This is a genomic window from Brachybacterium sp. SYSU DS0246, from assembly GCF_059391765.1.
This window is the reverse complement of sequence record NZ_JBZXYT010000022.1, coordinates 1-13,867: the sequence shown is the minus strand read 5'-3', so window position 1 is coordinate 13,867 and position 13,867 is coordinate 1. Positions and strand designations below refer to the sequence as shown.

General features: G+C 69.7%; 11 protein-coding genes. All 11 read right to left on the bottom strand.

What is annotated here, in order from left to right; translation table 11 throughout:
• Window positions 1-149: 149 nt before the first annotated feature.
• The gene (locus AC5020_RS11800) at window positions 150-1,964 is read right to left on the bottom strand and encodes an ABC transporter substrate-binding protein (RefSeq protein WP_464988431.1); all 1,815 of its coding nucleotides are present in this window, start codon (window positions 1,962-1,964) and stop codon (window positions 150-152) included.
• Entirely contained in the window at window positions 1,961-2,212 is a 252-nt protein-coding gene (locus AC5020_RS11795) for a hypothetical protein (RefSeq protein ID WP_377018441.1), read from the bottom strand. Before AC5020_RS11795 ends, AC5020_RS11800 begins: the two co-directional genes overlap by 4 nt.
• Window positions 2,209-3,330 (bottom strand): ABC transporter ATP-binding protein, encoded by a 1,122-nt coding sequence (locus AC5020_RS11790; protein WP_464988430.1) that lies wholly within the window; start codon window positions 3,328-3,330, stop codon window positions 2,209-2,211. Before AC5020_RS11790 ends, AC5020_RS11795 begins: the two co-directional genes overlap by 4 nt.
• Complete coding sequence (locus AC5020_RS11785) at window positions 3,323-4,405, bottom strand: ABC transporter ATP-binding protein (protein ID WP_464988429.1); 1,083 nt, start codon at window positions 4,403-4,405, stop codon at window positions 3,323-3,325. The genes AC5020_RS11790 and AC5020_RS11785 overlap by 8 nt, the downstream gene beginning before the upstream one ends.
• On the bottom strand, window positions 4,405-5,334 hold the full coding sequence (locus AC5020_RS11780) for an ABC transporter permease (RefSeq protein ID WP_464988428.1): 930 nt from the start codon (window positions 5,332-5,334) through the stop codon (window positions 4,405-4,407). The genes AC5020_RS11785 and AC5020_RS11780 overlap by 1 nt, the downstream gene beginning before the upstream one ends.
• Window positions 5,331-6,422 (bottom strand): ABC transporter permease, encoded by a 1,092-nt coding sequence (locus tag AC5020_RS11775; protein ID WP_377018437.1) that lies wholly within the window; start codon window positions 6,420-6,422, stop codon window positions 5,331-5,333. Before AC5020_RS11775 ends, AC5020_RS11780 begins: the two co-directional genes overlap by 4 nt.
• Before the next feature lie 483 nt (window positions 6,423-6,905).
• Window positions 6,906-9,647 carry a glycosyl hydrolase gene (locus AC5020_RS11770; protein WP_464988427.1) on the bottom strand — a complete coding sequence of 914 codons (2,742 nt, stop codon included), beginning with the start codon at window positions 9,645-9,647 and terminating at the stop codon, window positions 6,906-6,908.
• A 56-nt stretch (window positions 9,648-9,703) separates the two neighbouring features.
• On the bottom strand, window positions 9,704-11,032 hold the full coding sequence (locus tag AC5020_RS11765; RefSeq protein WP_464988426.1) for a Gfo/Idh/MocA family protein: 1,329 nt from the start codon (window positions 11,030-11,032) through the stop codon (window positions 9,704-9,706).
• Window positions 11,029-12,393 (bottom strand): Gfo/Idh/MocA family oxidoreductase, encoded by a 1,365-nt coding sequence (locus AC5020_RS11760; protein WP_464988425.1) that lies wholly within the window; start codon window positions 12,391-12,393, stop codon window positions 11,029-11,031. Before AC5020_RS11760 ends, AC5020_RS11765 begins: the two co-directional genes overlap by 4 nt.
• A gap of 123 nt (window positions 12,394-12,516) precedes the next feature.
• Entirely contained in the window at window positions 12,517-13,431 is a 915-nt protein-coding gene (locus AC5020_RS11755) for a carbohydrate ABC transporter permease (RefSeq protein ID WP_464988424.1), read from the bottom strand.
• Window positions 13,424-13,867, bottom strand: a 444-nt coding sequence (locus tag AC5020_RS11750; RefSeq protein ID WP_464988423.1) for a carbohydrate ABC transporter permease, incomplete at its 5' end; no start/stop codon positions are given. The genes AC5020_RS11750 and AC5020_RS11755, both read right to left, overlap by 8 nt.

The following is a 13,867-nucleotide window of genomic DNA, read 5'->3' as shown; positions in this document are numbered from 1 at the left end:
CCGCTCAGGGGCGCCCGGGGCGGACCATCCACGGCGCGATCACGCTCGTTCAGTCACCCTCGCGCGATCACGCTCGTTCGGTCACCCTCGCGCGATCACCTCGTGCGGTCACCCTCGCGCGATCACCTCGTGCGATCACCCTCGTCCGGTCACTCTGCGACCGGCTCGATCGTGCCGCGGAACATCTCCAGCACCACGAAGTTGTCCGCATACGGGGCGTTGGCCAGGATCGGATCGTCCGTCGCCGGGAAGCCCTGGACGCGCACGCCCTCCAGGGCCGGGTTGTTCCCGTAGCGCTCGAAGATCGGGATGATCGGCAGCAGCTCGTTGAACGCGAGCGCCACGGTGGAGACGTTCTGCTTCTGCTCCTCCACGTCCAGGCCCTCGCCCGAGGTGGTCACCAGGGCCTCCAGGTCGACGGTGCCCGCGGACGTCTCGACGTCCTGCAGCGGGAACGCGTACCCCTTGCCTCCCTGGTTCTTGGCGATCGGGATGTTGTGCAGGAACAGGTCCGTCACGTACGAGAAGTAGGGATGGGGGTGCGTGGAGGAGCCCCAGGCCTGGATGGCCATCTGGAAGTCGCCCTTGTCGATGTCGATGGGCGCCTGCTTGTCGTCCAGCCCGCGAGCGGTCACCTGGATGCCGAACTCCGTGAGCTGCTCGGCGATGTTGGTTCCCGAGGCGGACCAGTCCGCGTACGTCTGGGGGAACTGGATCTCGTACTGGGCAGGGTTGCCCTCGGGCGTCATCCATGCATCGCCCTCCTTGGTCCAGCCGGCCTCCTCGAGCAGCTCGGTGGCCTTGTCCAGGTCCTGCTCGTACGTATCGAGCTTGCCCTTGACGTCCTCGGTCAGCCACTGCTCCACGAAGTTGTCGGAGAAACCGACCATGTTGACCACGGCCTTGCCGGAATCGGCCAGGGCGACCTGACCGTTCACCTCCCGGTCGATGAGATAGGCGAAGGCGCGGCGGGTGCGCACGTCGGCGAACTCCGGGAACTGATCCTGGTTGAGGTACAGGGCCGGGCCGGAATACACCGGGGGCCGCAGGATCGTGTACCCGGCGGCCTCGAAGGGCTCCTCCGAGGCAGGGGCGAACCCGTGGGTGGCGTAATCGATGTCCCCGGACTGGACCAGCGAGGTGATCTCGGTGGTCTCCCCGTTGTAGATCACGATGTTGTCGAAGGTGACCTTGTCCGCGCCGTACCCGGAGTCGTTGCGCACCAGGGTGAGCTGGGTGTTGGTGATGGTGTCGTAGTCGAAGTCGTACGGGCCCGAGACGATCACGTTCTCGGGCTTGAAGCTCTGGAACTCGGTGCCCAGGGCCTCGCCGTCGCCCTCGTCCATCGTGCCGCCGGCATCGACGATCGCCTTGGCGCGATCGGCCCACTCGCCGTACTGCGCGGTCGAGAGGATGTTGCTCTTGAGGATGTAGCGCTCGAGCACCGCCGGCGGGTTCTCGAAGTTGACCACGAACGTGGTGTCGTCCGGCGCTTCCATACCCTTGATGAAGTCCCAGGCCGGGGAGCGCTGGATGAACTGGACGTAGAACGTGGTGAGGTAGTCCTGGGAGGTCAACGGCTCGCCGTCGCTCCAGGTCAGTCCGTCCTTGAGCGTCACGGTCAGGGTTCCGGCATCGGTGTCGAGGGTGTGGGAGTCCGCGATCAGGTATTCCCACTTCTCCTCGTCCCACAGCCACAGCGCGGGCGGCGGGACCAGCAGGTCCCGGTAGAGCCCGTCCCCGAGGATGGAGGTGGGCACGGCCGCGTACGGGATGCCGGCGAAGTTGAAGTGCCCCTCGGGAGGCTGCTTGTACGGCCACGCGCCGTGGAACGCCCCGCCGCCGCTGCCGCCCTCACCACCGCCCTCGGGCTCGGCCGGCGCGCACGCGGCGAGCCCGGCTCCGGCGACCGAGGTCAGGCCGACCGCCTTCAGGACATCACGCCTGCTCCAGGTAGTGCTCATGTCTCCTCCTTGTGTGTGACGACGGAGTCGTCGGTGGGGTCGGACATCGCGTCCTCGCGATGTCGTCGTCGGGTGCTGATGCGCTGCGCCGCCACCGAGGCGATGACGATGCCGATGCCGAGCAGGAGCGCGATGATGCTGACGATCCGTTCGGCGGTCCCGGCGCTGGTACCGGGGATCATGAGGGCCGAGCCGACGGCCACGAAGCAGCCCAGGGACAGCAGGGCTCGGGCCGCGGTGTCGATCATGGCGAGGCACCTCCCCCGCCGGTGGGTGCCGGGGCGCGGGGCCCCGGCGTCGGACCAGCCGGATCAGCTGGATCAGCTGCCCCGGCCGGGTCGGTGAGCACGGTGCAGGCGACGTCCTGCGCAGGGGCCTGCGGCGAGGGCAGCAGCACCGGGCGGATCTCCCGGCAGCGGTCCTCGGCCAGCGGGCAGCGAGGGTGGAAGGTGCACCCACTGGGCAGGTCGGACAGGCTCGGGAGGTCGGCGCTGAGCAGCCCTCCCCCGGCCTTCTTCTGCTTGCTCAGCTCCGGGTCCGGCTCGGGGACGGCCTCGAGCAGCGCCCGGGTGTAGGGATGCTGAGGATTGTTGATCACCTGCGGGGTCGGGCCGGCCTCGACGATCTTGCCGAGGTACATCACCGCGGTGCGCCCCTCCCAGGCGAAGTACTTCGCCAGGGCCAGGTCGTGGGTGATGTAGATGAAGCCGACGCCCTCCTCCTTCCGCAGGCGGGTGAGCATGTTCAGCAGGCTCACCCGGATGGAGACGTCGAGCATCGAGGTGGACTCGTCGGCGATCAGCAGTCGCGGCGAGAGGGTGAGTCCGCGAGCGACGGAGACGCGCTGGCGCTGCCCGCCGGACATCTGGTGGGGGAACTTCGCGCGGTAGCTCTCCGGTGGGGTGAGGTCGACCCGCGTGAGCAGCTCGTCCACCTGCTGGTCGACCTCGGCGGCGCTGCGGGCCAGGCCGTGGCGCCGCAGCGGGACCGCAAGGGTGCTGCGGATGGAACGGATCGGGTTCAGCGAGGCGTAGGGATCCTGGTGGATGTACTGGACCGCGCGCCGGTACTCACGGCGTTCGGCGCGGGTCATCTCGGCCAGGTCCTTGCCCTCGAAGCGCACCGAGCCGGAGGTCGGAGAGGCGAGGCCCGCGGCCAGGCGGGCAGTGGTCGTCTTGCCGCTGCCGGATTCGCCCACCAGGCACAGCACCTCGCCGGGGCCGACGCTGAGGGAGACGTCCGAGACGGCGGGCAGATCCTTGCCCTTGACGTGGAAGACCTGGGAGGCGTGGTCCAGCTCGATCAGCGGTGTGGAGGGCGACGGCGCATCGTGGCTCGTCGCCGGGTCGTGGGCGGCCTCAAGCACGGGCGATCACCTTCCGTTCGTGGTTGACCTGGTCGTGGTGGATGCAGGCCGCCGCGTGGGTCATATCGCGGGGGCGCTGGGTCAGGGTGATCAGCTCGGGCTCGACCGGCAGGCACTCGTCGGTGGCCAGTTCGCACCGGGGCGCGAAGGCGCAGCCGGGTGGCAGTGTGGCCAGGGACGGCGGAGCGCCGGGAATGGAGGCCAGCTCCGGCAGGTCGCCGACGACGGGCGGGACCGCGTTGATGAGCTTCGAGGTGTACGGGTGCTTGGGCGCCGAGAAGATGTCCCGGGTGGAGCCGGTCTCGATGACCTTGCCGGCGTACATCGTGATCACCCGATCCGCGAGCTCCGCGGCGAGTGCGAGATCGTGGGAGATGAAGATCATCGCGAACTTGAACTCCTCGCGCAGCTCCGCGAGCAGGTCGATCACGGTGCGCTGGGTGAGGATGTCCAGTGCCGTGGTCGGTTCGTCCAGCACCAGCAGCCGCGGGCGCAGCAGCAGACCGGTCGCGATCAGCGCACGCTGCTTCATCCCGCCCGACATCTCGTGCGGATAGCTGCCGAGGACCCGTTTCGGCTCCAGCCGCACCGAGCGCAGCGCCTCGCTGGAGCGTTCGATGATCTCGCGCCGCGAGATGCGACCGTGGGCATGGTCGATGAGGGTGTCGGCCATCTGCTGTCCGATGGTCAGCACAGGGTTGAAGGCGTTCTGCGCGCCCTGGAACACCATGGCCGCCTCCGACCACCGCCAGCGGCGCAGCTGGGAGGTTGACATGGCGGTGACGTCCTGCCGGACGCCGTCGTCCCCGGTGTAGGTCACGGTGCCGCCGGTGATCTCGCCGAGGGTGGGCAGCAGGCGCAGCAGAGCCAGCCCCAGGGTGGTCTTGCCGCAGCCGGATTCGCCGACCAGCGCCAGCGAGGATTCCGGGTAGAGGTCGAAGCTCACCCCGCGCAGGGCGCGCACGGCGGTGCCCTTGCCGGTGCGGTAGGCGACCTGGAGATCGCGCGTAGACAGCACGGGAGCGTCCTCGGTGGAGGCGGGCCGGCTGGTCTCGGACGTCGTGGAGGCAGTCATCAGCGGTCCCTCAGTCGTGGGTTCAGGATCTCTTCCAAGGTGCGGGTCAGCAGGATCAGCCCGAGCTGGAGGAGGACGATCATCGTCACCGGCGCGACGATGTACGGCATCGCATCGGGGTTGAACATCGCGCCCTTGGTCCACGCGTCGTTGATCATGATTCCCCAGTTGGTCCCGCGCTGCGGGGCCAGGCCCAGCAGGTACAGGCCGACCATCGCGTAGATCGCGTTGGTCACGGCGATGATGAAGTTGATGAGGATGTAGCTGGCCATGTTGGGCACGATCTCGCCGAACACGATGCGCAGCCATCCCACGTCCAGCAGCTGCGCGGCCTCGACGAACTCGCGCTCCTTGAGGGAGAGCACCTGGGCGCGGATCGACCGCATCAGCACCGGCCAGGTCAGCACGCCGATGATGACTCCCAGCAGCAAGGGCGAGTCGAGCTTGTAGAACGCTCCGACCACCGCGAGCAGCACGATCTGGGGAATCGTCATGACGATGTCGGTCAGCTGCAGCATGGCGGCGTCGAAGCGGCCACCGAAGTAGCCGGCCAGGGAGCCGATGGCCACGGCGATCACGGTGGTGATGGCGGCGGCCAGGAAGCCGACCATCAGCACGGTGCGTCCGCCGATGATCACGAGGTGGACGGTGTCCTTGCCGTTGCCCTCCAGGCCCAGCCAGTGCTGGGCGCTGGGGCCTTCCCAGGCGCGGGCCGCGTCGCCCGGCACGGAGGTGCCCATGACGAGAGGACCGATCAGGGAGATCGCGAGGATCAGCAGCACCAGGCACAGTCCGACGAAGCCGGAGGTGCTGCGGGTGAGTTCGCTGAACAGACGGCGCAGCGGATTGGTGCCCTTCGCCGCGGTCGTGCCCTCGGTGGGGACCGGGACGGCGGGCCCGGGAGCCGTCGGCGGTGCCTCGGCGCTCATGCCGCACCTCCTTCGCCCAGTCGGATCCGCGGGTCGAGGGCGGCGTTGATCAAGTCGGCCGCCAGGTTCGCGAGCACGACGGTGATGGTCACCACCAGCAGAACTCCTTGGATGGTCGGGTAGTCGCGGGTGTTGATCGACTCGAACAGCAGCAGGCCGACGCCCTCGTAGGAGAACGTCTGCTCCACGAAGATGGCGCCGCCGACGACGAAGCCGGCCTGGGTGGCGATCTGGGCGATCAGCGGCAGCAGGGCGTTGCGGCCGACGTAGTTGCCCTGGATGCGGGACTCCCGCAGACCGCGCGCCTTGGCGACGGTCACGTAGTCCTCGCCCAGGACCTGGGTGGTGGAGGACTTCATGATCAGCGCCCAGGTGCCCACCGTGGTGAGGATGTAGGTGATCATCGGGAGCGTGGCGTGGTACCCGATGTCCGAGAGGAACCGCAGCGAGAACTCGGGGTCGACGCCGGGCGAGACGTTCCCGCGCATCCGGGTGTAGTCGATGACGCCGAGCTGGACGGCGCCGACCACCACGATGAGGATCGCCAGCAGGTAGTTGGGGATGGCGTGCAGGCCGCTGCCGATGACGGAGACGGCGTGGTCGATGACGCCCCCGCGGCGGTAGGCCATGATCATGCCGAGCAGGAGCCCGATGGTGATCGAGATGAGCAGGGCCATTCCCACGCTGTACAGGGTCCACGGGAGATAGGTCGCGATCTTCTCGGTGACCGTGACGCCGGGGGTCGCGATCGACGTGCCGAGGTCGCCGCGGAGCACGCCCGCCATGTAGTCGATGTACTGGCGCCACAGCGGCGTGGACGGATCGAACCGGAAGAAGGTGGCGGCCTCGGAGGCAGCCTGGTCGTACGACTTCCCGTACAGCGCGATCTGCTGATTGATGTAGACGTCCACCGGGTTGCCCGGCAGCAGGCGGACCATCAGGAACACCCCGGAGGCCACCACCCAGATCACGAACAGCGACCGCAGCAGGCGGCGCAGGATGAATGAGTGGTAGATGCGGTGCCCGAGAGACGGTCGGGGCGCGGCATCCTGCGGTGGGGCTACCGATGTCGATACGTCGGTGCTCATGCTCCTCCTCGGGCAAGCGACAGTGCTCGTAGCGAACACTAGCCACGAAGCCACCGTGTGAACGTCATACATTGCGTAACAGTTTGAGCACTTTTGCTCATTTAATCCCTCGAGCGGTCACGCTCACCCATCAAGGCCCGTCACGACGATGATCACGCGCCGCGTCGAGGCGGTCGCTACCGAAGGGGCGTCGTTGCGCATTCGTGACCCTCGGGCACGCTCCTCGGCCCGGCGCGCTTCGGTGGCTGGTCTCGGCTCGTGACTCGCCGGGATGCTCCGACCCCGCCGTCGACGCCGACTACTGGCGATATAGCTGGTGCCGATCGTTATATGGCATCGGCACCCGCTGAGCCGCCAGTAGTCGTGAGCCGCCACTAGTCGACAGGATCGTGTGCGCGGCCGGGTCGTCCAGCGATCCCGGACCTGGCCTGGGCTGCCCCGGCGAGCGGGCGCCCCGGGCTGGGCTGCCCCGGGCCCCCGGGCTCAGCCCGACGGGGTCCGGCGCACCCGCAGCAGTACCGGGACGGCCTGCAGTCCCGAGGAGACCTGGTCCATCGTCAGGTCGAGGTCCTGCTGCTGGAAGCGGGCACCGTAGGCCCGGTGGCTCTCGTCGACGATTCGCGCGGCGTGCTCGTCCGCGGCGACGGCTCCGGCGGCGGTGTTGTGCACGGCCAGCTCCAGGGTGTTCGCGCCGGCGCGCAGGAGCTCGGTGAGGTCGATCCGGTGCGGGGCGTCCCAGAGCACCCCGGCCTCGACACCGTTGACGGAGACCACGGCGACCTCCCGCACCGGCGGCGCGACGAGCGCGCGGTAGCTCTTCACCTCGCGGGTGGTGTTCTCGATGACCCGGCTCGGGCCGAGGTCGAGCACCAGGCGGCTGTCCGGCTCGAGCCATGAGGGGTCGATGTCGAGCGTGGCCCGATAGAGGCCGGAGCCCGCGAACCGCGGATTCTCCTCGTCCCAGCGGTGCGGGAGGGACACCTCTCTGAGCGTCCCCGCCTCGGAGAGTGACTCCGGGCCGCCGCTGACAGTGGGAGCACCGAGGGCGAAGTGCCACGGCCCCTCGAGTCGCAGGGACTCCGTGCTGCCCGCGGTATCCGCGGTGCCCGCGGTGCCTTCCCCGGGTGCGTCGCCAGGTCCGCGGAGCTCTCCGGTGGCGACGAGAACGGTGGCCTCGTACGGATGCAGAGTCACCACCACGGCCTCACCGCTGCGCTCGGCCGCCGTCACCGGTGCGTCGCGCGGGTCCCACACCTCATAGCCGGTCCGCCGGGTGCGCGGCGTGAGATACACGGTGCGCACTTCGGGCCCGGTGTTGGCCACGAAGTACAGGTCGCCGTCGGCCAGCCGCCGGTGGACGACGCCGACCTCCCCGCCGTCCCCTTCCAGCGCGACGTCGGGAGCCAGGGCGGCGCGCAGAGCGTCGGGGAAGCTCTCGGCGCTGGTCGCCATGGCCTCGGGGTAGGCCGGGGAGTCGACCGCGATGACCATGCCGCCGGCCTCGCGGACGGTGTCGAGCCAGGCCCGGGTGCGCACCGGCAGGGTCGTCACACGCGGCAGCACCACCACGGGCGCCGCGTCGGCATCCAGCACGTCCAGGGCGTCGTCGTCGATCAGATCGAGGTCGTAGCCGGCGCGTCGGATCGTCGCCGGGATCTCCGGGCCGATGTGGTCGCGGCAGGCCTTCCACAGATCGAAGCCCTCGCCGTGGCCGGAGTAGACATCGGCGGAGGGCAGGTAGAGCTTCACGTCGGCGACCGGTTCCCCCTGGCGCAGCACGCTGCACAGCCGGGTCAGGTATGCGGTCAGCTCGGGCATGGCCGGCCACCACGGATTGCGGTCATCCAGCGCGCCGGCGGCGTAGAAGTACCAGCCCACCCCGGAGATCTCTGGCGGCGAGTACGGCCAGCCGTGCCCGACGAAGTGGGTGATGCCCAGCAGCAGGTGCTCGTGCGCCTCGCCCTTGAGATCCAGCGGGGTGGCCCGGAACGACGGGGAGTGCACCCAGGTCCAGGTCTCGCTGGAGATCACCTCCCGGCCGTACAGGTGCCCGGCGGAGGTCGCCCACTTCGACTGCGGCAGCCCGTCCCAGCCCCAGCCCTCGCCCTCGATGAGGTCGGTGAAACGGTTCGAGCTGACCGTGACCGGAGGCTCGCCGTAGGCCTGGATCCGCAGCGGGACGTCGTGCTCGCGCGCCCAGTCCCGGCAGGTGGCCGCGAAGTTCTCCTCGACCAGCTCGGTCAGGGTGCGGCCGACGTCGATGCGCAGCTCGGCCGAGCCCGGCTCATCGACGACCAGGCGGTGCAGCACGGGCAGCGGGTCGTAGCCGCGGCGCCTGGCGAATTCCTCCGGGAAACGCGGGGTCCAGTTCGCGCCGTACACCTCGAGGCTGTCGCAGAACACGGACCCGAGCAGCTCGCCGGGGACGGCCTCGAGCAGCGTCTCTCCGACCACGTCCAGATGGTGCCGGGTCGCCTCGGCCGAGAGGTGATCGAGGACCGGGCCCTCGGCGCCGGCGGAGGAGCGCTTGACGTGCTGACCGGTCACCCGCGACCAGGCCAGCAGCACGGTGCGCGGGCCGTTGCCGGCCGGGATGCGGAGGGACTCGCCGTCCAGGATCAATGGCTGCCAGTCCGTCGCCGGGATGCCGTGGCCGACGAACGTGGCGACGAGCTGATCGCCGGGCCAGGGGGCGGTCACGGGCACCTCGAGCGGGGCGACGGAGATCTCGCGGCGCTCCCAGTGCAGGCGGCGGGAGGCGTGCTCGGGGCCGATGTGCCCGCCGCCGTAGGACCAGCCGCTGGAGAGGGTCACGTCCAGCCGCAGCCCGAGCTCGCGGGCGGTCTCGGCGGCATGGCGCAGATGGGCGAGCATGGTGGTGGAGAGGAACTCGTCGGAGCCAGCGCGCAGGGGGTAGACGAAGGCGACCTCGGCGCCGCCGAGACCGGCCTCGGCCATGGCGCGGAGCTCGCGGTCGAGCTCGGCGTCCTCGACGTCGGGCCCGAACCACCACCAGCGCATCATGGGTTGCGCGGCGGGGTCGGGCCGCACGAAGCTCTCACGGGCCTGGGTGACCGTCTCCGGTCCGCTCAGCGACCGGGTGACCGTCGCCGGGCCGCTCCCCGTCCGGGTGCTCGTGGTCGCTCCGCTCGTGGCCTGATCGATCGTGGCCTGATCGATCGTGGCCCGGTCGTTCGTCGCCGGGGTGATGGTCGTGCCGGTCATATCGCTCCTCGTCCGGGGTGCCGGGCGCGTCCCCACGGGCCGCGCCGCGACCGGGTTCAGCCTCGACGGGTCCCGGGCGCGGGAGGCGTCCAGGTGCGGACCGCGTCGGGCCGGGCCCAGCGCACGCCGAGCTCGCTGAAGGCCTGCCCGGCGTCGAGCGCGGCGAGTAGAGTCTGCTCGATGTCGCGCACGACCGGGACAGCGGCCTCGCCCTCGCCCTGGATGTCCACGGCGTCGCCGTCGATGGGCAGCGGGTCGGGCGCGCTCTGGATCGCTTCGAGCACGGTGCTGAAGGCGCCGGTGGTCTCGAGCGGGGAGATCAGGGGGACGCTGCGGTCCCGAACGTGAGCGGCGAGGTTCTCCATGAGATCCGTGCGCTCGTGCCGGAGCTGCTGTGTGCCGCCGTCGGGCCCGGTGCGCACGGAGACGTCGTCGGTGTAGTAGAGCCGATGACTCCCCCGGGGGCCGACGGCTTCGACCCAGGCGGTCCTCTGCTCCGGTGCGGTGGTGGTCAGGGCACAGACGACGGCGGGGCCGTCCCCGGCCGGGTCGATCCGCAGGAAGGTCGTGTCGTCGGCCTCGATGTCGTGGGCGCGGCGCAGCTCGGTGGTCACCGAGGCGATGTCGCGGGCCTCGTCGATGCCGGCGATGACGAGGCCGGCGTGGACGGCGTGGGCGAGGGGGTTGGTGGCGACCCCGTCCGCCACCCGCCGCCCGTCCAGCTGCCGTTTCCCGGCCCAGGCAGAGCGACGGTAGTAGGCGCGGTCCCGGCGCCACGCCCCATGGACCCGCACCGTGTCGACCGGGCCGAGCGCACCGGTGGCGACCTCGTCGCGCAGCACGTCCACGCCCGCGCCGCCGCGGGCCTGGAACCCCACCTGGACGGAGCGCCCGGCGGCCTCGGCCGCGGCCAGCAGCTCCCAGTGGTCCTCGAGGGCGGGCACGGGCGGTTTCTCGAGGTAGACGTCGATGCCGGCGTCCAGTGCCTGCCTCGCCAGCGGCAGATGCGTGCCGATCGGGGTGGCGATCGCGACGATCTCGGGACGGTCCGCGGCGGGCACAGCCGCCAGCAGGTCGGGCAGCGAGCGATGGTGGATCCCGGCGACCTCCTCCGGCGGCTCGGCCACGTCGACCACTCCGACCAGCCGGGAGATCCCGGCGGATCCGAGGCGGGCGAGGTTCTTCAGGTGGATCCGGCCGAAGCCGTGCGTGCCGATCAGGGCGACGCGGACGGGACCTGCCGGCCGACTGCTGGAGGCCGAGGCCGGCCCGGGGGCCACCGCCGGCCCGGGGGACGTGGCCGCGCCAGGGGCGGTGGCCGGCCCCGCGCCGGCGATGGCCGTCGTCCCCGGGCCGGAAGCGCCCGTCGTCTCCGGCCCCGTCATCGGGCCGCCCCGGCTGCCGCGGCGGCGAGGGGCCCGGATGGCGCGGGACGGGTGAGGTCCACGCCCATGTGCTCGGCGACGTCGACGGCCTGCCCCGTCTCCAGCGAGGCGTTGCCGCAGACGCCGACGGCGATGGCGCGCAGGCCGTCCCGGTGATCGGAGGCCCGTCCCAGCGGGTCGTCGGAGACGCCCTGGAAGATGTCGCGCAGCATGAGGGCGTCGCCGCCGCCGTGGCTGCCCTCACCGGTGGGGATCTCGATCTCGCGGGCGGGTTCGAAGTGCTTCTGGACCACGAGCCGGTCACCGCGGGTCCGCGCCCCGTCGTCGGCCGCCGTGACCGCGCTCGCGCTGGGATCGACCACGGTCTCGTGTCCCTTGGCGACGACCTCCGCGCGCTCGACCACCTCGAGCTCGGCGCGGCCGGCGGTGCCGTTGACAGCGACCCGGTAGCCCTCCCACGGGCAGTGCGCGTTCAGCGCGTAGGTCAGCACGACGTCTCGGCTGTAGTCGACGATGGCGGTGAGGTTGTCCTCGGTGGTGATGCCGGGGCCGAATACGGACTGGTCACGGTGGTACCCGTCGTGCTGCTCCGTCTCGAGGTAGAGGCTCCTGAGTCGCTCGTCCTCGCGCAGGTCCAGTTCGAAGGGGTCGTGGTCGCCGTCGTGGGTGCCGCGCTCCGGCAGCGGGTCACGGCCCTGGCGGGCGGCGTTGTCCTGCCCGTAGAAGCGCAGCCCGCCGCGGGCGTAGACCCGCTGGGGCACCGCCGCGGTCCACCAGTTGACCAGGTCAAAGTGGTGGGAGGCCTTGTGCACGAACAGCCCGCCGCTGTTGACCTTGTCGCGGTGCCAGCGGCGGAAGTAGTCGGCGCCGTGGGAGGTGTCCAGCACCCACTCGAAGTTCACCGAGACCACGTCACCGATCTCCCCGGAGGCGATGATCTCCTTCAGTGCGGTGTTGCGGGGGCTGTAGCGGTAGTTGAAGGTCACCAGCACCTTGCGGCCGGTGCGGGAGATGGCGTCCTCGATGCGGCGGGCGCTGGGCGCATCGATCGTCAGGGGCTTCTCGACGATGACGTCGGCCCCGGCCTCCAGCGCACGCACCACGTAGTCGGCGTGGTAGCGGTCCGGGGTGGTGACGATGACTCGGTCGACCCCGTTGCCGATGACCTGCTCGAGCTCGTCCGGTCCCGCGAGGGTGACGTCGGCGAATACCTCGTACCGGTCGCGGTGGAACTGGCGGCGGCCCGGATTGGAGTCGAGCAGCGCCACCAGCTCGGCGTCGGCGGCGTGGTCTCCGGCGATCGCGTCGAGATACATCTGGGCGCGGTGGCCGGTGCCGATCAGTGCATAGCGGGTGGGCATGTCTCTCCTGGGTCGGATCGTACGTGGGGTCAGGTGCGGGAAGCGGGAGGGGGAGCAGCGAGCGGGCGGACACGTGCCGCGAGGGCCGGCGGGACCGTGGCCCCGCCGGCCGCCGCGGTCGCGTTACTTGATGCCGGTGGTGGCGAATCCCTTGACCAGGAATCTCTGGCCGAACAGGAACACCAGGAACAGCGGGACGAGGGAGAGGATGGACATGGCGAACATGGCGCCCCAGTTCGAGGTGCCCTGGGTGTCGAGGAAGGACTGCAGGGCCAGCGGCACGGTGAAGTTCTCGGGGGTGGTGAGGTAGATCAGGGACCCGAAGAAGTCGTTCCACATCCACATGAACGTGAAGATGGTCGTGGTCGCCAGTGCCGGCAGCATCAGGGGCAGGATCACCTGGATGAAGATCCGGAAGTGGCCGCAGCCGTCGATGCGTGCGGCCTCGTCCAGTTCGCGGGGGATGCCGCGGATGAACTGGACCATGAGGAACACGAAGAACGCGTCGGTGGCCAGGAACTTCGGCAGGATCAGCGGCAGCAGGGTGTTCACCCATCCGGTCTGGGAGAACATGATGTACTGCGGCACGATCACCACGTGGATCGGCAGCATCAGCGTCATCAGCATGATCGCGAACGCGATGTTGCGTCCCCAGAATCGCAGCCGCGCGAACGCATAGGCCGTCAGCGAGCACGCGATCAGATTGCCGATCACGCAGCCCAGCACCAGCAGGGTGGAGTTCATCAGGTAGTGGGAGAACGGCTGCGCGAGCGCGTTCCACCCCTCGACATAGTTCTCCGTGTTGAAGCTGATCGGGAGCAGGCCCGGGTTGCGGAAGATCTCGTCGTTGGGCCGCAGGGAGGAGACGATCATCCACAGCAGCGGGTAGATCATCGCGATGCTGGCCGCGATCATCACCAGGTGCTTGAGGGTGCGGCGGACCAGGCGCCGGGGACGGGGCTTCGGGACGATCGGCGCGGAGGTCGTGTCATCGCGGGAGGCGGCTGCCGGGCTCGGCCGGCTCTGCAGATCAGTCATCGTAGAACACCCAGAACTTGGAGACGAAGAAGTTGATCGCGGTGAAGATCGCGACGATGATCAGCAGCAGCCACGCCATCGCCGACGCATAGCCCATGTCGAACTGGGCGAAGCCCTTCTGATACAGGTACAGCGTGTAGAACATCGTCGAATCCGAGGGCCCGCCAGTGCCGCCCGAGACGACGAACGCCTGGGTGAACGACTGGAAGGCGTTGATCACCTGCAACACCACATTGAAGAAGATGATCGGGGTCAGCAGTGGGATCGTGATCCGGAAGAACTGCGCCACCTTCGAGGCCCCATCCACCGACGCCGCCTCGTAGTACATCTGCGGGATCTGCCGCAGCCCGGCGAGGAAGATGATCATCGGAGACCCGAACGTCCACACGTGCAGCAGGATGATCGTGCCCAGCGCCGTATCGGGATTGGACACCCA

What these genes read in the sequence shown, in the direction of transcription:
- AC5020_RS11800 (WP_464988431.1), bottom strand. Translation starts at nt 1,964, where the DNA reads ATGAGCACTACCTGGAGCAGGCGTGATGTCCTGAAGGCGGTCGGCCTG.
- AC5020_RS11795 (WP_377018441.1), bottom strand. Translation starts at nt 2,212, where the DNA reads ATGATCGACACCGCGGCCCGAGCCCTGCTGTCCCTGGGCTGCTTCGTG.
- AC5020_RS11785 (WP_464988429.1), bottom strand. Translation starts at nt 4,405, where the DNA reads ATGACTGCCTCCACGACGTCCGAGACCAGCCGGCCCGCCTCCACCGAG.
- AC5020_RS11780 (WP_464988428.1), bottom strand. Translation starts at nt 5,334, where the DNA reads ATGAGCGCCGAGGCACCGCCGACGGCTCCCGGGCCCGCCGTCCCGGTC.
- AC5020_RS11775 (WP_377018437.1), bottom strand. Translation starts at nt 6,422, where the DNA reads ATGAGCACCGACGTATCGACATCGGTAGCCCCACCGCAGGATGCCGCG.
- AC5020_RS11770 (WP_464988427.1), bottom strand. Translation starts at nt 9,647, where the DNA reads ATGACCGGCACGACCATCACCCCGGCGACGAACGACCGGGCCACGATC.
- AC5020_RS11765 (WP_464988426.1), bottom strand. Translation starts at nt 11,032, where the DNA reads ATGACGGGGCCGGAGACGACGGGCGCTTCCGGCCCGGGGACGACGGCC.
- AC5020_RS11760 (WP_464988425.1), bottom strand. Translation starts at nt 12,393, where the DNA reads ATGCCCACCCGCTATGCACTGATCGGCACCGGCCACCGCGCCCAGATG.
- AC5020_RS11755 (WP_464988424.1), bottom strand. Translation starts at nt 13,431, where the DNA reads ATGACTGATCTGCAGAGCCGGCCGAGCCCGGCAGCCGCCTCCCGCGAT.